Origin of the sequence: Viridibacillus sp. NPDC096237 (assembly GCF_050278625.1) — a bacterium.
Taxonomy (GTDB): domain Bacteria; phylum Bacillota; class Bacilli; order Bacillales_A; family Planococcaceae; genus Viridibacillus.
In genome coordinates, this window is record NZ_JBNNTI010000040.1 from 1 (window position 1) to 24,424 (window position 24,424).

Genomic DNA, 24,424 nt, shown 5'->3' on the forward strand with positions numbered 1-24,424 from the left:
ATTCGGTCGCACAGCAAACTAGGCTATCAAAGTCCGGTCGCTTATAAAAACTTAGCCCTTAAAAAAGTTGTTTGATTTAGTGTTGACATACCAATGAACCTTGAGCTAAAGCAAAAGGTAAAAAAAATAGTGATATCCCCGTAAACCGTAATACCAAAATAGCAGCCATCGATTGTCAATTCGATCAGATAACCAGCCAGATAATGTTGTGCCCACTAGGTCGAAAACCCCCATAAATGAAAGCATTGCCGCTGCTGTTACAACAGGAATGCCAAAACCAATACAGTAGGAAATGAAATGTGTCCCAATCAAACTACTAGTAGATAAACCACAGATGAAGAAACTACCTGCTAATAGCCAAAACTCCTTTAATCGCAAGCCCTCCATCAGCGTACCCAATGCTAATTTAAATGGATTTTGCAAAAGAGAAGTCTGTTCCGGAGACTGCCCTTTTTTCTCCTGCCCATAAGGTAGAAGTCCCTTATCTTGAGGGAAGTCCTTCATAAACAGAAGGATTAATAATAGCATTAAAATACTAAGAATAAAGATAAGTCCTGTTGCATAACGCCAAGAATATTGATCGATTATTGTAGCTAATACCGGTAACAATATTAATTGCCCAGTTGCTGTACTTGCCGTTAAAATTCCAACTGCTAGACCACGCTGCTTCACAAACCATCGATTCGCAATTTGTGTACTTAATACGGTTAAGAATAATCCAGAACCAACTAACCAACCCTAATCATGACACCTAATTGCCACTATGTTTGCATAAAGAAAGTCAGTGCAAGCCCTATGGTCAATGTCAGCATGGAATAAAGCATCATTCTCTTTAATCCGGAAACCTCAACAAACGCTGCCATAAAAGGTCCTGAAAAGCCATATAAAAATAAGCTCACTGCGAAGGCAAATGATATGGCAGGACGGCTCCAGCCGAACTCAAGCTCAAAATTAGGTTTAGATATTACTAAGATAGAGACAGATGAACGTTAAAAGAAGAATCTGTAGGATCTTGGGCGGGTTTAACAATGAAAGAAATCGAAGAAACATGGCCCGAACTTCTAAAGTTTACAGATCACTACAATTGGTATTTTAAATCACCTAATGGGGAAAGTTATGCTTCTGTTAAGGAAAGAGTACCTAATTGGCTAAAGAGTATAGAAGGTCGAGAGAAAACTATCGCTGTCTCACACAGATTAACAGGTAGAATATTAAGAGGAGTATACAACAATTTAGAGAAGGAACAAGCATTAAAGTTAGAGGTATCCCAAAATACATTCTTTAAATTAGCAGATCAGAATGTTGAGGGGCTTTGTATAGAATATGATGAATATTAACTGCATTTGGCCATTTGATAGAGGGGATTCAAATGGTCTTTTTCTATCGCTATAAAAGTATTTATAAAACTCATCTCAAGTTATCTATTAAAATTAGTTAAACAAGTTTTCAAGGTACAGTGCATAGGATTAGTAATATAAACAATTCGGAAGGTGGAGTTCTGTGTATAATCCAAATGCTCATCAACTACCATGTAATTCATCTCATGTAATAACAGTGACTGGAAACGGGAAAGTCGCTGTTCAGCCAAATTATGTACAACTTCAATTAGAAGTGATTACAGAAGGACAAGATGTAAGCAAAGCACAGCAGGAGAATGCGAACATTATGAATCGTGTTATTCAATCTATTTTGTCACTCAACATCCCAAGAGAGAATATTCAAACTGCTGCCTATAATATCGTGCCAAATTACGATTACGTTGGAGGTAAACAGGTTTTTAGAGGTTATGAAGTGACAAATGCCATTACTGTTAAAGTAAAAGATACAAATCAAGTTGGCACTGTAATTGATACAGCTGTACAAAATGGTGCAAATCGCGTTTCAGGAATTCAGTTTAAAATTGAAAATGCAGAATTTTATTATCAACAAGCGCTCAGTTTAGCTCTCCATGATGCACAAATGAAAGCAACAACAATAGCCGAGACAATGAGATTACCATTCCTTCCACAACCGATAGAGATTGTAGAAGAGAGTAATGCAGGTCCTGTTTTATATAAAACTGTTGCCATGGCTGAACAGAATTTCTCCACCCCAATCGAACAAGGTCAAATTACAATTAGTGCAGCGCTAAGAGTTAAATTTCAGTATTAATATATAAATGAATTATCTAGCTAAATTAGATGGGAAAATACAAATATGTAAGCTTGTAAATTAATAGAATGAAACCCAATAGACTTATTTTCTTTTCAATTAAATAACCCCAGATGAATTTATATCACTCATCTGAGGTTATTAGATTAACCTATTTTAAAGTTAAATTCATCCGGGTTTGGACCACAACGGAAGTTTTCATTTAGTGCATCAATTTGAGCCATTTCTCTAGTAGATAGTTCAAAGTCAAAGATGTTAATGTTTTCTTCCATACGTGATTCAGTCATTGTTTTTGGTATTGTTACAACATGATGTTGTAAATCCCATTTTAAGACGATTTGAGCAGTAGTTTTATTATGTTTTGCTGCAATACTTTGTAGAGTTTCGTCTTTTAGAAGTTCGCCGTTCATTAGCGGAGACCATGCTTCAACTTGGATGTCGTTCTCCACGCAATAGTTACGAACCTCTTGTTGTGTGAGGCGAGGATGAAATTCAATTTGGTTAATAACTGGTTTGATTTCTGAATCTTTTAGTAAGTTTTCTAAGTGGTGAACTTGGAAATTACTTACGCCAATTGAACGAACACGACCTTCTTTATAAATTGTTTCAAGTGCTTTATAAGCTTCCAAATATTGATCTTGCCCAGGCCAGTGAATTAAGTATAAATCTAAATAATCTAAGCCCATTTTTGATAAACTGTCATCGTATGCGGCAAGTGCATCCTCATAATTTAAGCCCGCATTCCAAACTTTTGATGTGATGAATAATTCCTCACGAGTAACTAAACCTTCAGCAATTGCTTCTTTAATACCTTGTCCGACCATTTCTTCATTGCCATAAATTTGTGCAGTATCGATGCTACGGTAACCTTTTTTAATTGCTGTTTTAACAGCTTCTGCTAGTTCCGCATCATTTTCTACACGGAAAACACCGTAGCCTAAAAGGGGCATTTGCTTTCCATTATTTAAAGTTGTTGTTTGTAAGTTCATTTTGAACACTCTCCTCAATTTCTTCTTGTTTGACACAAATAGCAGCTAAAATGACAGCTCCAGTAACCATAATACCCGCGATCCACGTCGTATGGATTAAGCCCATTGACTTGGCGATAACTCCTCCAGCATACGAACCAATTGCAATTCCTGCATTGAAAGCAGCGATGTTAATAGCAGAAGCGACGTCTACAGCACTTGGCACAAAACGCTCAGCTAAAATTACGACATATGTTTGCAGTCCTGGGACATTCATAAATGCAAATAGCCCCATGAATAAAATAGTAATTAAACCTGCTATTTTAAATGGTACAGTGAAGTAAAGAACAAAGAACACAATCGCTTGAATCACGAACATATAAAATAATGCACGAATTGGATTGTTATTAGCTAGTTTACCACCAACTGTATTACCAATGGCAACTGTTACGCCATAGAATAAGATTATAAGTGTCACTGTTTGTGCTGTAAAGCCTGTTACTTCTTGCAATAAAGGTGATAAATAAGTAAAGACGACAAATGTACCACCATAACCTAGTGCAGTAATGATGAACACTAGTAATAAGCGGCCGTTTTTCACTAGCTTTAGTTGTTCTGCAAAGCCTGTTTTGGTACCTTTTTGAATAGAAGCAGGTACTAAAATGATATTGGCAATTAAAGCTAGAATTCCAATAACTACCATAAATGCAAATGCTATGCGCCAACCAAATTGCTGTCCGATTAATGTCCCGAAAGGAACCCCTGTTATTGTTGCTACAGTTAATCCAGTAAACATGATTGCTATCGCACTAGCACGACGATTTGCAGGTACCAGGTTCGCTGCAATTGTTGAGCCAATTGACATAAATACACCATGAGCTAACGCAGAAACGAGTCTAGCTACTAGTAATAAGCCGATTGTTGTAGAGAACATGGCTATACTATTACCGAGTATGAATATAAGCATAATCCCAAGAAGTAATTTTTTTCGTGGAATATGAGCTAGTAGAGATGTGAGTACAGGAGCGCCGATCATTACGCCAATCGCATAAATAGAAACAGTCAAACTGTTACTTGAAGCGAAGTTTTTAAATCGGTTGCGATCATTGGTAGTAAACCAACGCTTATAAATTCAGTTGTCCCAATGGCAAAAGCAGTCACTGCAAGTGCAGGCAGAACCTTTGTATTTGTTTGTTGCTGTTCTTTCATAGAATCTCCTTCTTTTAATCAGTGTGCAATTACTTGCCAAATGTTCCGGAATAAATGTTATTATGGAGCATGTAAAATAGAAAAGGAAGTACGTACTTTTTTGTTATATAGGAACCTTCTAGTACCTACAAACGAACGTTCTTGTAAATAGAAAGAGGTTATTGATGATGGAAACGAAGAAAAAATACAATATATCAGTAGAAGCGACTCTTGAAGTTATCGGTGGGAAATGGAAATGTGTCATTCTATGCCACCTAACACATGGAAAAAAACGCACGAGTGAATTGAAACGACTGATGCCAAATATTTCGCAAAAAATGTTAACACAACAATTACGTGAATTAGAAAGTGATGGTGTCATTAACCGTATTCTTTATCATGAACTCCCACCTAGAGTAGAATATGAATTAAGCGAATACGGAAAAAGTTTAGAACCCATCTTGACATCACTTTGTAATTGGGGAGAGGATCATATTGTTAAAGTGTATGGTAGTACTGAGGGGTATTTAGAAGATAATGGATTGAATGATTAGCTATAAAGAAAATATGAAATATGTGATAACAGTTTACTAATAGATATGAAGATCATTAATGTCCGTTTTTAGTTTGTAATATGTATTGAAGGCGATGTGACAAAACGCGAAGATATTATTTTCTTAAAAGAATTACTATTATTCGAATAAGTTTCAAAAATAGAATCCATTTGATTGGAATAATAAATGATTTTTTTTGCTAAATATGTAAAAATAAAAAATATCTATTGACTAATGGAAAATAATCTTATATAGTAATAAAAATTAAAATAATTAACGCAATGACAAGGATATGAGTAGTTCATAACGGTTTACAGAGAGGGAAGGCGAGGCTGGAAACTTCCTAATGCAGAAGAAAGACTTACCACCTTGGAGCAGTATTGGTGAAAAGAAGTAATCAGTACCGTAGAAGCAACGATATAGCTTACACAAAGTCATCAACAGGTAGCTTATTTAGTTATGAGATGGAAATTTGGGTGGAACCACGGGTTTAAACCACACTCGTCCCTATATGAGGGATGAGTGTGGTTTTTTATTTTAATAATTAAATAATGAATGCAATGATAAGGACACGAGTAATTCTAACCGCTTTACAGAGAGGGAAGGCAAGGCTGAAAACTTCCTAATGCGGATGAATTATTTACCACCTTGGAGCAGTATTGGTAAAAAAAGTAATCAGTACCGTAAAAGCAACGATATAGCTTACACAAAGCCATCAACAGATAGATTATTTAGTTATGAGATGGAAATTTGGGTGGAACCACGGGTAAATAACACGCACTCGTCCCTTTTATAGGGATGAGTGCGTTTTTTTATTTTTAATTAAATAGAAAATGCAATGACAAGGGCACGAATAATTCATAACGGTTTACAGAGAGGGAAGGCAAGGCTGGAAACTTCCTAACGCAGTAGAATTATTTACCACCTTGGAGCAGTATTGGTGAAATAAAAGTAATCAGTACCGTAGAAGCAACGATATAGCTTAAACAAAGCCATCATGAGGTAGCTTATTTAGTTTGTGATGGAAATTTGGGTGGAACCACGGGTAAAAAACACGCACTCGTCCCTTTTATAGGGATGAGTGCGTGTTTTTTATATTAATAAAAATAGGAGTGAAGTGTTATGAGTCAGAAAGAAATCGTGATTAAATTTCCAAATGGAAATGAAAAGAAATATATGCAAGGGATAACGTTAGAGGAAATCGCACAGTCCATTAGTTCAAGTCTTAAAAAGAAATCAGTAGCGGGTAAAGTCAATGGTGCACTATATGATTTGAAACGTTGTATCAACGAGGATGCTGAAATTGAGCTATATGATATTCATTCGTTAGCTGGTGTAGAGATTATGAGGCATACATCTGCACATGTATTAGCTCAAGCGATTAAACGTTTATATAGTGAGGTTCGTTTAGGTATAGGGCCAGTAATTGAAAATGGTTTTTATTATGATGTTGATTTAAAAAGTACGATGACAGTTGATGACCTAGTGAAAATCGAGAGAGAGATGACTAAAATTATCTCTGAAAACTTGGAGATTAGACGCGAAGAATTGCCACGAGACGAAGTAAGAAAAATCTTTAAAGAAGACCCATTAAAACTAGAATTGTTAGAAGATATACCACAAGAAGATACAGTAACAGTATATCGCCAAGGAGAATTTGTAGATTTGTGTCGAGGTCCGCATTTACCAGCAACTCGATTCATAAAAGCATTTAAATTAACACATGTTTCAGGGGCATATTGGCGAGGGGATAGTAACAATAAAGTACTACAACGCATATATGGTGTGGCTTTTGCTACAAAAGAAGAGATGAAAGAATATTTTCATTTTGTAGAGGAAGCACAAAAAAGAAATCATCGTAAACTAGGGAATGAATTAGAGTTATTTATGTTCTCGGAAGAAGCACCAGGTATGCCATTTTACCTTGCTAATGGTCAAATTATTCGTAATGAATTGGAAATGTTCTTACGTAAACTTCAGCATCAATATGATTATCAAGAAGTACGCACGCCTTTTATGATGAATAAAAGAATGTGGGAGCAATCCGGACATTGGGAGCATTACAAAGAAAATATGTATTTCACAGAAGTAGATGATCAAGAATTTGCATTAAAGCCAATGAATTGTCCTGGTCATATGCTTATTTTCAAAGACAAACGTCGGTCATATCGTGAACTCCCAATTAGAATGGCTGAATTTGGTCAAGTACATCGACATGAATTTAGTGGGGCATTAAATGGTTTATTGCGTGTTCGCACATTCTGCCAAGATGATGCACATATTTTTGTAAGACCAGATCAAATTGAAAATGAAATTTTATTCGCCTTACGTCTAATAGATCGTGTATATCAAACATTCGGATTTGAATATGAAATTGAATTATCAACACGACCAGAAGATTTTATGGGAAGTGAACAGTTATGGGATAAGGCAGAAGCGTCACTTGAAAGAGTATTAAAAAACCTTGGTTATTCCTACAAGATCAATGAAGGGGACGGCGCATTTTATGGACCTAAGATTGATATTCATATAAAAGATGCTATTAAACGTAGTCATCAATGTGCAACAGTTCAGCTTGATTTCCAGCTACCAGAAAAATTCGATTTAACATATATAGATGAACAAAATCAGAAGGTCAGACCGGTCGTGATCCACCGTGCTGTATTTGGATCAATAGATCGTTTTTTAGGGATACTAATCGAGCACTTTAGTGGTGCATTCCCAATTTGGCTATCACCTATTCAAGTCAAAGTGATACCAGTATCAAACACAATTCATAAACAATATGTTGAAGAGATTACAAGACGATTAAAACAAGCAGAAATACGTGTAGAACTTGATTTACGTGAAGAAAAACTAGGCTATAAAATGAGGGAAGCACAGATGAAAAAGGTTCCTTATATTTTAGTGATAGGTGATAAAGAACTTGAAAATCATTCTGTTAGCGTAAGACAATATGGTCAGGAAACTTCAATGGAAGTTCAGCTTGATGAATTTATCTCTAAAATAATAACTAGCATTGAAAATAAATCTTTGAATAATAGTGAATTGAAGTTTGAGTAATTAAATACAACTTATTCAAGTGTCATAAGTAAAACAAATGAGTATCATTAATTTTTTATAAATTTAATTTATACCTCTTCTTGATTACAATTAATACTAAAGGGGGAGAGGGAATGAAAATATTTGATGCACATTTGCACATTATCGATTTTGATTTTCCGATTCAAGAAAATCAAGGGTATATACCACCGTCCTATTTAGTAGAAGACTATCAACATGCGATAAAGGATTTTGAAAGTGTTGGTGGCACCATTGTGTCAGGTTCATTTCAAGGATTTGATCAAGGTTATTTAATCAAAGCTCTAAAAGAGATGGGTCCTTCTTTTTGTGGCGTAACACAGTTGCCATTTAATACAACGGATCAAGACATTCTTAAATTAAATGAGCAAGGTGTCAGAGCTCTACGCTTTAACGTCAGACGCGGGGGATCTGAGAATTTATCACAGTTGGATTATTTTGCAAGACGTGTATATGACTTAGTAGGCTGGCACAGTGAATTATATATCGATGCTAAAGATTTGCTAGAAGTTAAAGAGGTGGTTCAATCATTACCTGCGATTTCGATTGATCACTTAGGCCTCTCAGAGGAAGGATTACCGAATTTACTCGATCTAGTGGAAAGCGGTGTACACGTAAAGGCGACGGGCTTTGGAAGAGTAGAATTAGATGTAGTCAAAGCGATGAAAGCCATTCATGAAATAAATCCTGAAGCATTAATGTTCGGAACTGATTTACCTTCAACGCGTGCAAAACGTCCGTTTAATTTTGAAGATATTCAAGTAATACTTGATCAATTTGATGAAAAAGACGCAAATCGAATTCTTTATGAAAATGCTATGCAATGGTATTCTTGTGGAAAAGCATATGATTACGTTTAGTTTTTCAAACACTTAAAGAAATCTATTTGAAAACTGGAAATATTTCTGATTATTATCATATAGAGGCTGGGTTTAAGTGGAGACGTAAATAGAAGCAAATGAGAAAGTATAGATGTTATTAAATATAATTTGAATTGAATATCAACTTAAAGGCTAGTGAAAGTTCGCTAGCCTTTTCTATTACAAAAACGTAAAGTGAACTTGACATACCAAAACCTGTAAAGTATATTTTACGTAAAGCTTCCTTTACAAGAAAGTGATGGGGATTATGAAAAATAATATCAAAGATTTCCGAGCGATACACAAATACACACAAGACGAGCTTGCTGAAAAGTTGGAAGTATCTAGACAGACAGTCATTTCATTAGAAAAAGAACGATACAATCCATCGATTACGCTTGCGTTTAAAATTGCTCGGCTATTCAACTGTTCCATAGAAGATGTATTTATTTATGAGGAAGAATAATATGGGAACACCTGTTTTGAAGGTGGGATATATCTTCGCAGTTTTGTTAATTACTTCCGATTTTTTTAGAATATATGCTTTGTGCGACAGTTAATTTAGAAGAAAAATAATAGACGAGTAGATACATAAATAATTCATTCATTCATTCATTCATTTAGAGGAGGAGGAGAAGTTATTATGTCTAATGCAAACTTTGTTTGTAAGAAATGTGGTCATACAGAAACGAAGACGGGGAAAATCGGAAATAGTGGTTACGATAAAGTAAAAAAAGTGGATAAATTAATGTCTTTAGGTACAGGGATGTTCATCTCATGTTGTGCAAAATGTGGCGATGTATTTTCAATGACCATTGAGAATCCAAACAGACTTTAAACTCAAATTAGGAAGGAGTAAAGACGAATGAAAGAAACAAAAATGGGCTTTATCATAATGGGATTTATTTTTGGTGTTATGGCGTTATTTATAAATGGAGTTTCAATAAGTGTAAATAAATTCCCATCTTCACTTATGCTAATTGCTATTTGCATAATGTGTTTTTGCTTAGCCTACTTAGCACCTCACCTTACCGTTAAAGATGAACGTGCACAAAAAATCAGAGAGCGATCCATTTATGTGAATTATTTCATCCTAATAGCAGTAGTTGTAATATTAATGATAGTCTTTAACCCAGTTAGTAGTCTACATATAGATGCTTACAGTCTACTGACAATAATGATGACAATTTATATATCTTCGGTATTTTTAACAATGGTTTACTATGCCAAGAAATATTAAAACTAAAATTCGGGTAATGCAATATTTTTAGTATAAAAAGGATAAGAAAACTTGGATTCTTGAAATAGAATGAAAGTTGGAATAGAGAAACAAAGGAGAGATAGATTTGGGATATATTATGGAAAAGAAAGATAGTTGGTTCTAGGCCACTGTTAATGGTAGGGGCTAGTGTTCTAGTAGTTAATAAAAACAATCAACTATTACTACAATTAAGAACAGATAACCAATGTTGGGGATTACCAGGCGGATCAATAGAAATCGGTGAAACATTAGAAGATGTAGCAAGTCGGGAGTTAGTAGAGGAAACGGGCCTTATAGCAGAAAATCTGCAGTTATTTAATGTTTATTCGGCGAAAAATTCTACTATCAATACCCTCATGGTGATGAAGTATACAATGTGACTACAACTTATATATGTGAGCAATATAATGGTACTTTAAAGGCTGATTTTACAGAAGTGAAAGAATTGAAATTTTTTGAATTGCAATCATTACCTTCAAATATTAGTCCTCCAGACAAACCGGTAATGAGGATTTTAAACGGGATAGACTATTAAAATAAAACATATCCAAAAAAAATTACTATTAAAACGATTTGTAACGCACTTATCTATATTACATAAAAAAACGTATCAGAAATGCTGTGTGAAAGATATTTAAAGGATATTTTTTTCTCCATTCCTCATGTTTATTGTGGGGAAAGTGGTACTATAGTATTGGGTGTTGTGGTGAGTAATAAGAGAATGTAGTAACCTCTATGATAGTCTGTTATTAATATCCTAAATAATTATTATTTTTTGAGAAGGAGAATTTTACAACATGATTATGAAATTCAAGAGAATGGGTGCATTATTAGCGGCTTCTTTATTGATGCTGTGTGTATGGATAGGGGCTATGTCCAATCCAGCAGAAGCTGCGGCAAAGAACGTCTTCACAATTTCACCGGAAACAGTACCAGTGGATAAGGCGATGAAGAAATATACTACATATAATAGTAATACCAAGCATTATTATGTGCTTCGCTCCTATTTAGAGAAATTGGAGAAAAAAGGTGGGGGCACGCTCATATTGAAAAAAGGTACTTACACAATTAGTAATACGTTATATGTGCCGTCGAATGTAACAATTAAAATGAAGGATGGCGTCAGTATTGTCAAAGGTCAGAAAACAGGGACAAGTAAATTTAAAGCCTCAAAATCAATTTTTCAATTCATTAAACCATCAAAAGCCAATAAATCCGGTGTATACGGTAAATATAATGGTGAAAAAAATATTTCCTTTATCGGTGAAGGTAAAGTAACGATTGACATGAAATATGAAAAAGATAGTATTGCTTTGATTATGGGACATAATCAAAATGTCAAAGTGGAAAATATTCAATTTAAAAATATGTATTCGGGCCATTTTATTGAGCTAGATGCTTCTAAGAATATAGTAATAAGAAAAAATACATTTACAAATTCGAAAGCAGCAGCAAATAAGAACAAAGAAGCTATAAATATTGATACACCGGATAGAACAACAGCAGGATGGAGTCAAAAATGGAGTAAATATGATAAAACGCCGAATCAAAATATAACTATTGAAAAAAATAAATTTAAGAATCTAGATCGAGCTATTGGTACACATAAATTTTCAGGCAAAATGTATCATGACAAAGTTATCATTCGTAATAATCACATTGATAAAACTCGCTTGGATGCCATTCGTGTCATGAATTGGTCGAACGCTGTTATTGAAAATAATATCATTCAGAATGTAGCAAATGGCAATTCTGCTATCCGTGGAATTCTAGCCAGTGGCGCAATCAATCCAACATTTAAGAGCAATACTTTTAATACAGTAGGACGAACAATTCAATTTATGGCTTGGAAAAACAGTGGTCCAGGCTCACAATATGATATTACGTACAATAAGCTGAATGAAGCTAACAAAAAAGCACTACTAACAAACAACGCCATTAATACTTCTGAAACGATTATCCGAATTAATAATTCCTACAACGAATTCATACAAAACACTGAAAAAATTCAACTTGCGTCAAAGTGATTTACATGGGGAAAAGAAGCCTTCTACTCTGTAACACTAAAGAAAAGTAATTGTACATGATACTTAATTCATTCATAATATGTTACACATATTATGAATGAATTACATTACGAAGTAATTTCAGTAGCTTACATTTTTTATTTTTACTATGTTTACTTGTACTGTTGATTTTCTATAACTTAATAAAATGGACGTATTCGAAAATCACCAACCCCTATTAATTAACAAAAAGAGAAAAATATAATTATAGTGATATTTAACAAACTGCTAGCGTATATATTTAAGGTTATGAGGGGGGAAGAATATTAAAAAAAAGCTTGTTATTAGTTGGAAGATTTTCTTGTTGATTTGTCCTATTCTGTTGTTTGCGATTGGGAAGATTGATATGTTTGTTTGCTCTGCTTTATTTGTGGAATTATAATCTCTGTTGGTGGTGAATGGCTATTTAAGAAAATGTTTAATTAATAACATAGTAGTGTTCTTATTCCTTCTTTTCATTTACCTCATGCGAATCTACGGGAACAAGTAAAGCATTTGTTTTATGTATTCTCGCAAATTCCTAAACCCCCCCTGTTTAATCTCACTGTCCGTTTATTGAATAACATATAAAATCTTACTCACTTATCCGTAAGTATGCAAAAAAACTAAACATAGATACTACTTACTCTTGCAAAGAATTTAGTAGTGTAGGCTTTTGGTAATTATTGTACAATGAATATAAGAATATTCGGTTTTCGAATATTTCACTAAATGGAAGTATATTGAAAGGTGTGATGTTATATGAAAAAATTTCCAAACACTTTAGAGGTATGTTAATTTTGAGTAAACGTATCACCCCTCTATAAACTACGTAAGCTCAATGAAGGAGCATAATTTGGTTAAAGTATTCATTGGAAGAAATAAATTATTATTAGAGTTAAAAGAATATCATGATTTTAATTGGCTAAAAGAAGTAGAAGTATTTACTATTTTTGATCAGCAGGATTCAGGAAACATTAGTTTTGGAATTATTGAAAATGATAAACGTTATTTCATTAAATATGCTGGTGCAAGAAATTTAGAATATACTGGAGATATAAAATCAGCGATTAAACGCCTAAAAGAAGCAAAGAAAGTTTATCAACATATTAATCACCCCTTATTAATTCAATGCATAGAGACATTTCAGACAAAACAAGGTTACGGATTGAAATTTAAATGGGTAGAAGGAGAATGTATGCATAATCATTGGGATTTTACGCCTTTTGAAAAGTACAATTCTCCTGATTCTCCTTTTGTGAAATTAAGGAGTTTATCTTTAAAAAAACGTATTTCGATATTGAATCAAATATATGAATTTGCGATTTTTGTAGAAGATATAGGATATGTGATGGTTGATTTCTATGATGGTAGCATACTATATAATTTCAAAAATAATAAATTGCATATTTGCGACATTGATTTTTTTAAAAAAGCACCTGTCTTTAATGATATTGGTGAGGATTTTTGGGGTTCTAGTCGGTATAAAGCACCTGAAGAATATCGATTAAACGCTGAAATTACAAGTGCTTCAAATGTATATACATTAGCAGGTTTAGCATATGCATTTATTGGAGGACGAAGTGATAAAAGTTTCGAAATGTGGGAGGCTTCAATAGATCTATATAATATTTGCTCAAAAGCATTAGAAAATAATCCCTCAGATCGTTTTGAAACGATTAGTGTGTTTTATCATCAATGGAGTAAAGCACTTTTAATATAGAAATGTAAATCAATGAGAATGAGAAAGGGGTACAATATGGAAGACAACATATTGTTATCTAAGCTTATTCCACCAGAACCTGCTATACATTATATGAGACGAGCAAAGGTCATGAAAAAGTTAGCACGAAGTCATCATACAAAGCTTACTATTTTACATGGTGGAGCGGGTTTTGGTAAAAGTTCCGCATTGGCACAATTTTTAGCAGATCAATCCAATGCTTTCTCTTGGTATCAAGTGACAGAAGATGATGACGATGTTTTGCCATTTTTACGTCACTTGTTTTATAGTGTGCGGAATGTATATCCTTCTTTTGGAGAAACAATGATTGGTTGGGATCAGCTTTCAATGTTTCCTAAAGTTGAAGAGTTAAATAAGCTGTTTACTATGTTTGTAAATGAGTTTTGCAAGATGCGAGAACCTTTTTTTGTAATACTAGATGATTACTATTTAGTGGATCATATCTTTCATATTCATTACATCATGGAGAAACTGATATTACATTTACCACCAAATGTTCATCTAATTATTTCGTCAAGAACATATCCTTCTTGGGGTTGTATACGGAATTTAAGGTTAAATCATCAATTAGTTGAATGTATAGAAGAGGATTTTATATTTTCTGCAGAAGAAATCCAGGTATTCTTTGAAGATTACTTTCAACATTATATAACAAAGGAACAAGTGGCCAAAATCCTCCTAACAACAGAAGGATGGGCTATTGCTATTTTATTTCTCGCCACACAATCTATTGATTTAGAGAAATCTATAGATAAATTACAGAATCTTTCGTCAAATGACTTTTTTACTTATTTATCATATGAAGTATTCGAGGGGCTGAATGATTTTGAACAGGATGCAATTATGAAACTTAGCATTTTTGAAACATTTTCGTATGAATTAATAGAAGCGTTCTACGGGGAGGTTTTTGAAGAACAGCTTAAAATTCTAGTTAATAAACATGTTTTTATCCAGCCATTAAGTGGATACACAGAGTTTCGATATCATGTGTTATTTCAGCAATTTTTAGAATTGAAAATGATGAAACAGGATTTAGATAATTATCACTCGTTGCATTTAAAGGCTACAAAATATTTTACTCAGCAAAGAAACCCTGTTAAAGCCGTTCATCATGCCATGAAAACAAAAAATGAAGATTTGATTGCATCTACTTTAGCTTATTTTGCAAATCATTTTATAGAAGATGGAAAATTCGATTGGTTTATCGAACGTATTCGTGAACTATCAGCTGGTACAATGGCAACCCATTTTCAACTTTACTATTATGAAGGTGAAAGTCAGAGATATCGTGCACAGTATGAAAAAGCAAAAAAAGCGTATGAAAAATGCATTATATGCGCAAAAGAGTGCTTGTCTTATGATTATTTATTAAGAGCCAAGGCTGGTATTGCACATATCTATTTGGATACTATTCAACCGTCACTTGCTGAAAGTTATTTACAAGAAGCTCTAGAATTGGTGGAACAAGCGAAGTTAGAAGAAGGTCATCTGCAATTTATACAAAAACAATATGCAGAAAATCTAGTAAACTTAGGCAAACCGTATGAAGCAGAAAAGTGGGTTTCAGATGTGGGGCTTTCTTCTCTTATAGTGAGGCAAGGAAATTTGGATGCAAGAATATTATTAAGGCAAGGCAAACTCAAGGAAGCAAAAGGCTTATTAGAAAATCGTTTAGATTCATATAGTCTTATTTCAGATACTTATCGTGAGACCGATGTTTTATATTCCTTTATTTTAATATTATTAGGTGATTATGTAACAGCACTAGAATCAGCAAATAAAAGCATCTTGAAAAAAGAAAATGAACATGCACAGTATATTCTAGCAGTAGCGTATCTTCGTAAAGGACATACATTATTGGTTTTGAATCCAGTAGATATTGCTGAAGCGGAACAATGTTATGAAAAGACCATCGAAATAATGGATAGTATGGATGTGAAACGTGCAAAAGCCGAGTCCTATATGGGACTAGCAATTGTAAAAAGTAGACAGCAACAACTTGAACAAGCACTTATCAATATAAAATTAGGGTTAAAAGAAACGGAAAAAGTGCATGATCATTGGGTTTCGGCTTTACTTTATGTAGCTTTATCAATAATTTATGTGGAACATGCACATTACTTAGAGGCAAAAGAAGCTATTAAGAGCGCAGAAAGTAAGTTTAAAAACTCAAAAGATTATTTTGGACTGACAATTGTTAGCTTTTGGCGTGCTTATATCGCTTATATGCAAAATGATGAAGTTGAATTTGCTTCAAATTTTGAATTATGTATGGCAACTATTGTAGAGAAAAAATATGATTTCTTTGTAAGAGACCAACATATCTTTGGTCCTCAACACAATATAGTATGGTGGCAACTGATGCATCATTGGAATACATTAAAAAAATCAGCTGTTAAAACCAAACACTTTTTTAAATTGATAGAAATAGATGCTGATCTACCTGTACCAGCACATATGTATACTATTCAGCTATTTGGAGCTATTACTCTATATCGCGATAGTAAAGTAATAGTCGAAAAAGAGTGGCAACGAGAAAAGGCAAAGGAATTATTCATTTACCTATATCTAAATCGTACGAGATTTGTTTCCAAAGAAGAAATAATTAATGTACTATGGCCAAAAGCTACTGAGGAAACGAAGGCAAGAGATTTCAAAGTTGCTTATAATGCTTTATTAAAAGTGCTAGAACCAAATCGTCTTCCTAGAATAGAAAGTGCATACGTTGTTCGAAAGCAATCAATGTACAAGCTCATTACACAGCATTGTATGAAAAGTGATTTAGATTTTTTTAGACAATTCATGTCTTTAGGCATGCAACAGAAAAATCCAAATCTTTCGAATGAATGGCTTTTAAGAGGAATCCGAATATACACAGGTGATTTTATCGCGGATAAGAAACAATCAGAATGGCTTCAAGATATACGAGAAGAATTGAAATATATTTATATGGAAGGAATTGAACGCTTAGCACAGAATTATGTCCGATTAAAAGAATTTAGCAAAACAGTGTATTGGGCAGAACACTTGTTGAAACAAGATAATACATGGGAAGAAGGATATCGCCTAATCATGTATGGATATTTCCAACTTCAAAATCGTACTCAGGCTGTCAGATGGTTTGAAAAATGTGAACAAGTATTAAAAGACGAATTGAATATCGAACCAATGGAAACAACCATACAGATGTATGAGATAATTTTAAAATGACCTTATGTGAAAACGAGGGTATTGAAAAACTAACGTTTTTAAAATGTAATGTTCTTCAATAGTAAACACCGGTACTTTTTGTTCGATTTTGAACAGAAAGTGCCGGTGTTTTTTTTGTATTTCCCTTATTCTTCATTTAATAGCTTCAAGATACGTTTCAAATTTACCGCAAATATTGTTGTAGCTCCTTGGACTGCCAGGCCAAATAAACCCGCCGATTTTTCCATATTGTAGCCATACGGATTTTTTCGCTTCAATTTTATAGCGCCTTTTCGCTAAGTCTTTGAATTTTTCCGTTTCTTGAAAAGCTGCTTGCTCTTCATGTTCGGTTGATTTTATGGAAACTGAATACGTTTTGCTTTTGGCACCACCTTGAATTAGTCCTTTCATTATAAAGGGTTAAATGTGAATTTAAATCGAAAAGAATGAAAAACTCAAAAAAAAACGATAAAACTAGTTGATTGGAGTGCAGGCGGCGACTCCTTGGGGAACTAGCGAACATCTTGAGACCCCGCAGGAGCGTTAGCGACGAGGAGGCTCAAGGTTCGTCCCCAGGAAAGCGTTCGCCGGGATGGAAATTAACGGCATCGAAGAAAAAGCCATGGCTAAAATTCATTTTATGGACTTTTTCAGTGCCCTCGTGAAAACGTAGGGTCTTTTTTCTTTGTAACTAATTTGTAACTAGGATTAGTTATGATACTTTTACAGCAAGATGAAAGCGCTTTAAAAAACAAGAGGGAGGTATTGGATGAAAAAGTGGTTGGCGATTCTATTAGTAGCAGTGATGCTTTTACTCGCTGCATGTGGAAGTGACAAAAAAACAAGTGGATCCTCTTCGGAAAAGGATGACAAAGAAGGAGGGACAATTAAAGTTGGTGTATTGGCCTCTTTATCTGGTGCATTAGAGTCTTATGGACAACAAACAAAGCAAGGCTTTGAACTAGGGCTAGATTATGCTACAGATGGCAAGATGGAAGTTGCAGGTAAGAAAATTGAAGTTGTTTGGGAAGATACTGAAACTAAACCAGAAGTAGCAGTGCAAAAAGCAACAAAGTTATTAGAAGATGATGGGGTAGATTTCTTAGTAGGTTCATCTAGTTCTGGAGATACATTAGCTGTCTTACCACTAGCTGAAGAATACGAGAAAATTATGATTGTAGAACCGGCTGTTGCAGATAGTATTACCGGCGCTGAGTTCAACCCATTTATCTTCCGTACAGCAAGAAATTCGTCTCAAGACGCATATGCAGCAGCTGCGGCGATTGCTAAAAAAGGAACAAAAATTGCAACATTTGCACCGGATTATTCTTTCGGTTGGGATGGAGTTAAGGCTTTTAAAGCAGCTGCAGAAAAGTTAGGTGCAGAAGTTGTTTTAGAAGAATATGCTGATCCAGCTGCAACAGACTTCACATCTAACTTACAGAAAGTTGTGAAGGCAAAACCTGAATATCTTTTTGTTGTATGGGCTGGTACGAATTCACCTTGGAATCAAATCGCAGATCTTAAGTTAACAGAAACAGGTATAAAAATTTCGACAGGTGCACCTGACATTGCCGCTCTTCAATTGATGAAGCCCCTTGTAGGCATGGAAGGATTCTCGGTTTATTATCATACATTACCAAAAAATAAAGTGAATGATTGGTTAGTAGAAGAGCATAAAAAACGTTTTGACAATACAGTACCGGACTTATTTACACCAGGTGGTTTTTCTTCTGCTGTAGCTATTGTTGAGGCGTTACAAAAATCAGATGGTAATGCAGATGGTAATACGCTTATTCCATTGATGGAAGGTATGTCTTTTGAGACACCGAAAGGAAAAATGACGTTCCGTAAAGAGGATCACCAAGCATTACAACCTATGTATTCTATTAAACTTGAAGAACAAAAAGGTGTTGACTACCCTGTACCGGTATTAATTCGTGAACTAACACCTGACGAAACAGCTCCGCCAATTCAAAGTAAAAAATAAGTATATGAGAGTTCAGACCATAAATTTGGCCTGGCTCTCTTAAAAACTTTTTACATAAGAAGTTTTTAAGAGAGCTAGACTTAGGAGGAATGAGGATGGAACCTATCATTAGGACAGAAAACTTAAGTATTCAATTTGGAGGGCATCGTGCAGTTGATGGCGTGAATTTTCAAATGCAGGCAAAGCATTTCAAATCTATTATTGGTCCAAATGGTGCAGGAAAGACTACTTTTTTCAACCTACTAAGTGGTGAATTGAAACCAACAGAGGGAGAAATTTTTTTAAGAGGGGAATCGTTAGCAAATGATTCGTCTATCGAACGTACACGAAAAGGACTTGGTCGCTCTTTTCAAATCACAAATGTCTTTCCAAATCTTACAGTCTTGGAGAATGTTAGACTTGCAGTGCAATCTCGTGAAAAGGTTAGATTTAACTTTTATAAACACCATTTGCAGTATAAATCGATTACCAATGAAGCAGTAGAAATATTGGGTCAAGTATTGCTTGATAACAAAGTGAATGCAGTTGCAAGTCAACTATCTCATGGTGAAAAGCGTAAACTAGAAATTGCGATGTTACTCGCTCTAAATACGGAAATATTACTATTGGATGAACCAACTGCTGGTATGTCATTAGAGGAAGTACCGGCTATCTTAGACGTAATACGGTCAATTAAAGAACAAGGAAACAAAACCATACTGCTCATTGAGCATAAGATGGATATGATTTTAGATCTTTCAGATTCGATCATGGTGCTCTTTAATGGAAAGCTTTTAGCAGATGGAACGCCTTCAGAAATTATGGACAATGAAACCGTACAAAACGCGTATTTAGGAGGGCTATATGATGAACAGCTTATTAAACCTTGATCAGCTGCAAACACATATTGGACAATATCATATTTTACAAGGGATTCAATTCGAAGCAATAGAAGGGGAAGTATCCGTATTGCTTGGTAGAAATGGTGCGGGTAAAACAACTACTTTAAAAACCATAATGGGTTTGACACCTGCTTCCCACGGAAAAGTTATGTATGATGGGCAAGACATTACAAAACGAAAGCCTTATGATATTGCCAATCTAGGTATTGGTTATGTTCCAGAAGATCAAGGAATATTTAAGGACTTAACGGTGGAAGAGAATATGAAAGTTGCAATTCGTAAAGAGACAGATGAAGTATATGAAAAACAGGCATATATATTAGAGTTATTTCCCGATTTGAAAAAGTTTTGGAAAAAGGCTGGGGGGCATTTATCTGGTGGGCAGAAGCAAATGCTGTCTATGGCAAGAGCATTTGTAAATGATAGTAAACTCTTATTAATAGATGAGCCTTCAAAGGGATTAGCTCCAATCGTTGTAGAAAAAGTAATGGAAGCTATTACAGAAATGAAAAAGAAAACAACGATTATTCTTGTTGAACAGAATTTTATTATGGCCAGTCGGATTGGGGATACCTATACATTAATAGATGATGGAAAAACTGTTCATTCAGGATCTATGGCTGAATTGATTGGAGATGAAGAATTGAAACGGAAATACTTAGGAATTGGTTAGGGGGAATCCAATATGGATTTATTTATCAGTTTATTTATAAATGGTTTAGCCACAGGTATGTTGATCTTTTTATTAGCGGCTGGATTGACACTTATTTTCGGATTAATGGATGTCTTAAACTTTGCCCATGGGGGACTTTTTGTTTGGGGAGCTTATTCTGGAATCTTCGTTTATACATGGTCAGGCAGTTTTATAGTAGGGATACTAGGTGCGATTGTAACAGGGTTTGTCCTAGGATGGATCACTGAGAAATTAATCATTACACCCGTATATGGCAATCATGTACAACAAATTTTAATAACGCTTGGATTTATGCTAGTACTATCAGAATGTATTAAGGTTGTTTTTGGACCTAATAGTATTCCTGTAGATGTGCCTTCATATTTGGCAGGCAGTTGGGAAATCGGTGAAGTAATTGTGATTAAATATCGTATTTTTATTATCGTTATTGGGTTTATTATTTTCGGAATATTCCAATATATATTAAAGAAAACAAAAATCGGTTTAATCGTACGTGCTGGTGTGATGGATAAAGAAATGGTGCAAGTATTAGGTATTAATATTAAACGTGTTTTTTTATTCGTTTTCATGACCGGTTCAGCAATGGCAGCTTTCGGCGGAATGCTTATGGCTCCTTACTCGGGCGTAATATACGCAGAGATGGGAATGGAATATGCCATTTTAGGATTTATCGTAGTAGTAATAGGAGGGATGGGAAGTTTCTCGGGTTCATTAATGGCAGCAATTCTAGTGGGGCTTGCGGGTAGTTTCATGGCGTACTATGTTCCATATTTATCATTAGCGGTCAATATGATTTTGATGGCTATTGTATTAATATTCCGTCCACAAGGCTTATTCACAAATGCAAAGGAGGGCTAAAAATGAGACAGGAAAAATACTTTTCTCTTAAAAATTTGACGTTCTTAATCATTATAATAGTACTCATTTTCTTTCCCTATGTTGCAGATTCTAGAACGTTAACGATACTAATGACGCAAATATTTATTTTCAGTATATTAGCCATGAGTTATGATATTTTACTCGGTTATACAGGAATTGTGTCGTTTGGGCATGCTATGTTTTTTGGAATAGGAGCTTATACAACGGCCATTTTACTTAGTACTTATGACAATACTATGGTGATTTTCCTCATTTCGATTATAGTAGGTATGATTTTTGCAGGTATTGTTAGTTTCCTAGTTGGGCTCCTGACACTTCGTTTAAAGAGTCATTTCTTTGCAATGTTGACATTGGCGATTTCAGGTTTGTTTTTAGTTGTGGCGGAGAAATGGCGTACTGTCACAAAAGGTAATGACGGCTTTACTTTCAGAGCTCCAGATGTATTCAGAGATCGTGTTCTCTTTTATTTCTTCGTCTTAGTCTGTCTTGTTGTCGTATTCCTTGTACTTAGACGATTTGTAAACTCTCCATTAGGAAAAGTACTAATTGCAGTTCGTGAAAACGAACAAAGGACACGATCATTAGGATTTAGAACATTACACTATAAGGTGACGGCTTCAGTTGTAGCTGGTGTTGTTGCTAGCCTGTCAGGATCACTCTATGCAATATCTCTACGCTTCGTCAATACAAGTGTGATGTCAATGGATATAACATTAGATGCATTGTTAATGACGATAATTGGTGGGGTTGGTACTCTTATCGGGCCAATTGTTGGCAGTCTAGTGATAGAAACTACTCAACATTATCTATCAGGTTTAGCTAATAACTATCCAATTTTTGAGCGCTGGATTATCTTCTTTGGGATGCTCTATATTTTAGCAGTCATCTTCTTCCCAAAAGGCATTGTTGGTACTGTATATGTGAAATATTTAACTTGGAAATCGAAGAAAGCCAAACCCCAACTGCCTACGAAATCTGCACCATTGGTCAAGGATAAGGAGCGATTTGAATGAGTATAGGGATTGTTAGTACCGGAATCTATTTACCTAAAAACCGTATGACATTTGAAGAAATTAGCCAAAAATCGAGTATTCCAGTTGATATTGTTAAAACAAAATTGGGGATTATTGAAAAGACGATTGCTGGATCTGAAGATCATACAGTGCAAATGGCAGTTTGGGCTGCCAAAAGAGCCTTAGAAAAGACAAATTTATCCCCTCGAGATATTGATGTCATTATTTATATCGGTGAGGAGCATAAAGAATATCCACTGTGGACAGCAGCTATTAAAATCCAAGAAGAAATTGGTGCTTTAAATGCATGGTCATTCGATGTGCAGCTTCGATGTGGAACGACGATAATGGCGATGAAAGTTGCAAAAAGCTTAATGCTAGCTAATGAAGATGTTCGTACTATCTTACTAGCAGGAGGATATCGAAATCATGATTTCATCGATTATACAAATGATCGAACACGTTTCATGTATAACTTAGGCGCTGGCGGAGGAGCTATGATTCTACAAAAAGGTACGAAAGAAAATATCATTCTTGAAAGTGATTTGATTACGGACGGATCTTTTTCAGAAGATGTTGTTGTACCGGTGGGTGGAACAAAAAAACCATTGACCCCTGAATTACTACAAGCAGGTGCATATAAATTAGATGTGCTAGACCCTGAAGGCATGAAGACACGTCTTGAGCAAAAGTCATTGAGTAACTTTTTAAAGGTAATCCGCCAATCTTTATCGAAGAGTGGATATGACGAATCTCAATTGGATTATATTGCTATGCTTCATATGAAAAAGTCAGCACATGATTATGTACTTCATTCACTAGGGCTAGCCGAATCACAGTCAATTTATTTATCACATTACGGACATATCGGTCAGATTGATCAAATTTTATCATTAGAGTTAGCTTTAGAAAAAGGGAAAATAAAAAACGGAGACATTGTTACTCTTGTTAGCGCAGGTATCGGTTATGCATGGGGGGCAGTAACAATTCGATGGGGAACTCATGAGGAGGAGATTATATGACATTACAACAAGACATATTAAAAAAAGTGCCGTTATCTAACGGAGAGACGATTGCTTATCGTGAAAGAGCTGGTGGAGATGAGCTTATAATTCTTGTTCACGGCAATATGACATCTTCAAAACATTGGGATGTACTAATGGAAACCTTGGATGAACGTTTCACCATCTTGTCACCAGATTTAAGAGGATTCGGTCAATCATCCTATCAAAAGCGAGTGTCTCATATTCATGACTTTAGCGAAGATTTAAAGTTATGGATTAATGCTCTCGGGTTAAAAGATTTTACATTAGTAGGTTGGTCTACTGGGGGCGCTGTTGCAATGCAATTTTGTGCAGATTATCCCGGATTATGTCATAAATTAATCCTACTAGCTTCCGCTTCAACAAGAGGTTATGCATTTTATGGATCGAATCCGGATGGTTCACCTAATCTATTAAAGAGATTACTTACTATAGAAGAAGTTGAAAAAGATTCCGTAAAAACTGTACCTATGCAAAATTTATATGATAGTGGGAATCGTGAAGGATTAAAGGCGGTTTGGAATGCGCTTATTTATACGCATAAGCAACCTTCAGAACTGCAGTATGAAGCCTATATAGATGATATGCTGACACAGCGTAATCTTGCAGATGTATATCATGTGTTAAATACTTTCAATATTAGTTCTAAAAAGAATGAAGTAAGTCATGGACAAAACGAAGTAGCGAAAATCCAAATACCGACACTAATTATTTATGGTGATCGTGATTACGTAGTACCTGAAACTATGACAAAAGAGATAATAGAAGATTTTGAGGGACGTGCAAAAGTAGTGAAACTGAGCGACAGTGGTCATTCACCATTAATAGATGATTTAACACAACTAGTTAATCAGATTGAACTATTTATATAATGGAGGAATTA

The 24,424-nt window shown here is 34.8% G+C and carries 19 protein-coding genes, 4 pseudogenes and 1 other annotated feature; of the genes and pseudogenes, 19 read left to right on the top strand and 4 right to left on the bottom strand.

What is annotated here, in order from left to right:
• Positions 1-91: 91 nt before the first annotated feature.
• A pseudogene (locus tag ACQKMD_RS17575) lies at positions 92-950 on the bottom strand (MFS transporter); the annotation flags it as partial.
• Between the two features lie 78 nt (positions 951-1,028).
• Between ACQKMD_RS17575 and ACQKMD_RS17580 the strand changes: the two are divergent.
• Both ACQKMD_RS17580 and ACQKMD_RS17585 read left to right on the top strand, forming a co-directional pair.
• Entirely contained in the window at positions 1,029-1,337 is a 309-nt protein-coding gene (locus ACQKMD_RS17580; RefSeq protein ID WP_427753620.1) for a histidine phosphatase family protein, read from the top strand.
• Between the two features lie 163 nt (positions 1,338-1,500).
• A complete protein-coding gene (locus ACQKMD_RS17585) occupies positions 1,501-2,151 on the top strand; it encodes an SIMPL domain-containing protein (protein ID WP_427753621.1) in 651 nt (216 codons plus the stop codon).
• A gap of 146 nt (positions 2,152-2,297) precedes the next feature.
• Here the strand turns inward: ACQKMD_RS17585 and ACQKMD_RS17590 are convergent, their stop codons facing one another.
• Both ACQKMD_RS17590 and ACQKMD_RS17595 read right to left on the bottom strand, forming a co-directional pair.
• Positions 2,298-3,140, bottom strand: coding sequence for an aldo/keto reductase (locus ACQKMD_RS17590; RefSeq protein WP_427753622.1), 843 nt, complete (start codon positions 3,138-3,140; stop codon positions 2,298-2,300).
• Positions 3,112-4,328: pseudogene (locus tag ACQKMD_RS17595) on the bottom strand (MFS transporter). Before ACQKMD_RS17595 ends, ACQKMD_RS17590 begins: the two are co-directional and overlap by 29 nt.
• 167 nt (positions 4,329-4,495) lie before the next feature.
• Between ACQKMD_RS17595 and ACQKMD_RS17600 the strand changes: the two are divergent.
• The 10 genes and pseudogenes from ACQKMD_RS17600 (at position 4,496) to ACQKMD_RS17645 (ending at position 17,062) form a co-directional block, all read left to right on the top strand.
• Positions 4,496-4,861 carry a winged helix-turn-helix transcriptional regulator gene (locus ACQKMD_RS17600; protein WP_427753664.1) on the top strand — a complete coding sequence of 122 codons (366 nt, stop codon included), beginning with the start codon at positions 4,496-4,498 and terminating at the stop codon, positions 4,859-4,861.
• An 829-nt stretch (positions 4,862-5,690) separates the two neighbouring features.
• Positions 5,691-5,932: a binding site (T-box leader), on the top strand.
• A 51-nt stretch (positions 5,933-5,983) separates the two neighbouring features.
• Positions 5,984-7,924: a threonine--tRNA ligase gene (thrS, locus tag ACQKMD_RS17605; RefSeq protein WP_427753624.1), complete on the top strand. Its 1,941-nt coding sequence runs from the start codon at positions 5,984-5,986 to the stop codon at positions 7,922-7,924.
• A 113-nt stretch (positions 7,925-8,037) separates the two neighbouring features.
• Positions 8,038-8,802 carry an amidohydrolase family protein gene (locus tag ACQKMD_RS17610; protein WP_427753626.1) on the top strand — a complete coding sequence of 255 codons (765 nt, stop codon included), beginning with the start codon at positions 8,038-8,040 and terminating at the stop codon, positions 8,800-8,802.
• A 268-nt stretch (positions 8,803-9,070) separates the two neighbouring features.
• Entirely contained in the window at positions 9,071-9,268 is a 198-nt protein-coding gene (locus tag ACQKMD_RS17615) for a helix-turn-helix transcriptional regulator (protein WP_427753628.1), read from the top strand.
• 177 nt (positions 9,269-9,445) lie between these two features.
• Positions 9,446-9,640: a hypothetical protein gene (locus ACQKMD_RS17620; RefSeq protein ID WP_427753630.1), complete on the top strand. Its 195-nt coding sequence runs from the start codon at positions 9,446-9,448 to the stop codon at positions 9,638-9,640.
• A gap of 27 nt (positions 9,641-9,667) precedes the next feature.
• Entirely contained in the window at positions 9,668-10,042 is a 375-nt protein-coding gene (locus ACQKMD_RS17625) for a hypothetical protein (protein ID WP_427753632.1), read from the top strand.
• A gap of 106 nt (positions 10,043-10,148) precedes the next feature.
• Positions 10,149-10,598: pseudogene (locus ACQKMD_RS17630) on the top strand (NUDIX hydrolase).
• A gap of 262 nt (positions 10,599-10,860) precedes the next feature.
• Positions 10,861-12,090: a right-handed parallel beta-helix repeat-containing protein gene (locus ACQKMD_RS17635; RefSeq protein WP_427753633.1), complete on the top strand. Its 1,230-nt coding sequence runs from the start codon at positions 10,861-10,863 to the stop codon at positions 12,088-12,090.
• 874 nt (positions 12,091-12,964) lie between these two features.
• Positions 12,965-13,831, top strand: a complete 867-nt coding sequence (locus tag ACQKMD_RS17640; RefSeq protein ID WP_427753635.1) for a serine/threonine protein kinase — start codon at positions 12,965-12,967, stop codon at positions 13,829-13,831.
• A 36-nt stretch (positions 13,832-13,867) separates the two neighbouring features.
• Positions 13,868-17,062, top strand: a complete 3,195-nt coding sequence (locus ACQKMD_RS17645; RefSeq protein ID WP_427753637.1) for a BTAD domain-containing putative transcriptional regulator — start codon at positions 13,868-13,870, stop codon at positions 17,060-17,062.
• A 125-nt stretch (positions 17,063-17,187) separates the two neighbouring features.
• Here ACQKMD_RS17645 and ACQKMD_RS17650 read toward each other — a convergent pair.
• Positions 17,188-17,446, bottom strand: a pseudogene (locus tag ACQKMD_RS17650) (IS5/IS1182 family transposase); the annotation flags it as partial.
• Positions 17,447-17,810: 364 nt separating this feature from the next.
• Between ACQKMD_RS17650 and ACQKMD_RS17655 the strand changes: the two are divergent.
• The 7 genes from ACQKMD_RS17655 to ACQKMD_RS17685 all read left to right on the top strand — a co-directional run bounded on the left by ACQKMD_RS17655 (position 17,811) and on the right by ACQKMD_RS17685 (position 24,413).
• Positions 17,811-19,031, top strand: a complete 1,221-nt coding sequence (locus tag ACQKMD_RS17655; RefSeq protein ID WP_427753639.1) for a substrate-binding domain-containing protein — start codon at positions 17,811-17,813, stop codon at positions 19,029-19,031.
• A gap of 95 nt (positions 19,032-19,126) precedes the next feature.
• Complete coding sequence (locus ACQKMD_RS17660) at positions 19,127-19,900, top strand: ABC transporter ATP-binding protein (protein ID WP_427753641.1); 774 nt, start codon at positions 19,127-19,129, stop codon at positions 19,898-19,900.
• Complete coding sequence (locus ACQKMD_RS17665) at positions 19,878-20,585, top strand: ABC transporter ATP-binding protein (protein WP_427753643.1); 708 nt, start codon at positions 19,878-19,880, stop codon at positions 20,583-20,585. Before ACQKMD_RS17660 ends, ACQKMD_RS17665 begins: the two co-directional genes overlap by 23 nt.
• 12 nt (positions 20,586-20,597) lie before the next feature.
• Positions 20,598-21,464 (top strand): branched-chain amino acid ABC transporter permease, encoded by an 867-nt coding sequence (locus tag ACQKMD_RS17670; protein WP_427753645.1) that lies wholly within the window; start codon positions 20,598-20,600, stop codon positions 21,462-21,464.
• A gap of 2 nt (positions 21,465-21,466) precedes the next feature.
• The gene (locus ACQKMD_RS17675; RefSeq protein ID WP_427753646.1) at positions 21,467-22,498 is read left to right on the top strand and encodes a branched-chain amino acid ABC transporter permease; all 1,032 of its coding nucleotides are present in this window, start codon (positions 21,467-21,469) and stop codon (positions 22,496-22,498) included.
• Complete coding sequence (locus ACQKMD_RS17680; protein WP_427753648.1) at positions 22,495-23,520, top strand: 3-oxoacyl-ACP synthase; 1,026 nt, start codon at positions 22,495-22,497, stop codon at positions 23,518-23,520. Before ACQKMD_RS17675 ends, ACQKMD_RS17680 begins: the two co-directional genes overlap by 4 nt.
• A complete protein-coding gene (locus ACQKMD_RS17685) occupies positions 23,517-24,413 on the top strand; it encodes an alpha/beta fold hydrolase (protein WP_427753650.1) in 897 nt (298 codons plus the stop codon). The genes ACQKMD_RS17680 and ACQKMD_RS17685 overlap by 4 nt, the downstream gene beginning before the upstream one ends.
• Positions 24,414-24,424 lie beyond the last annotated feature (11 nt).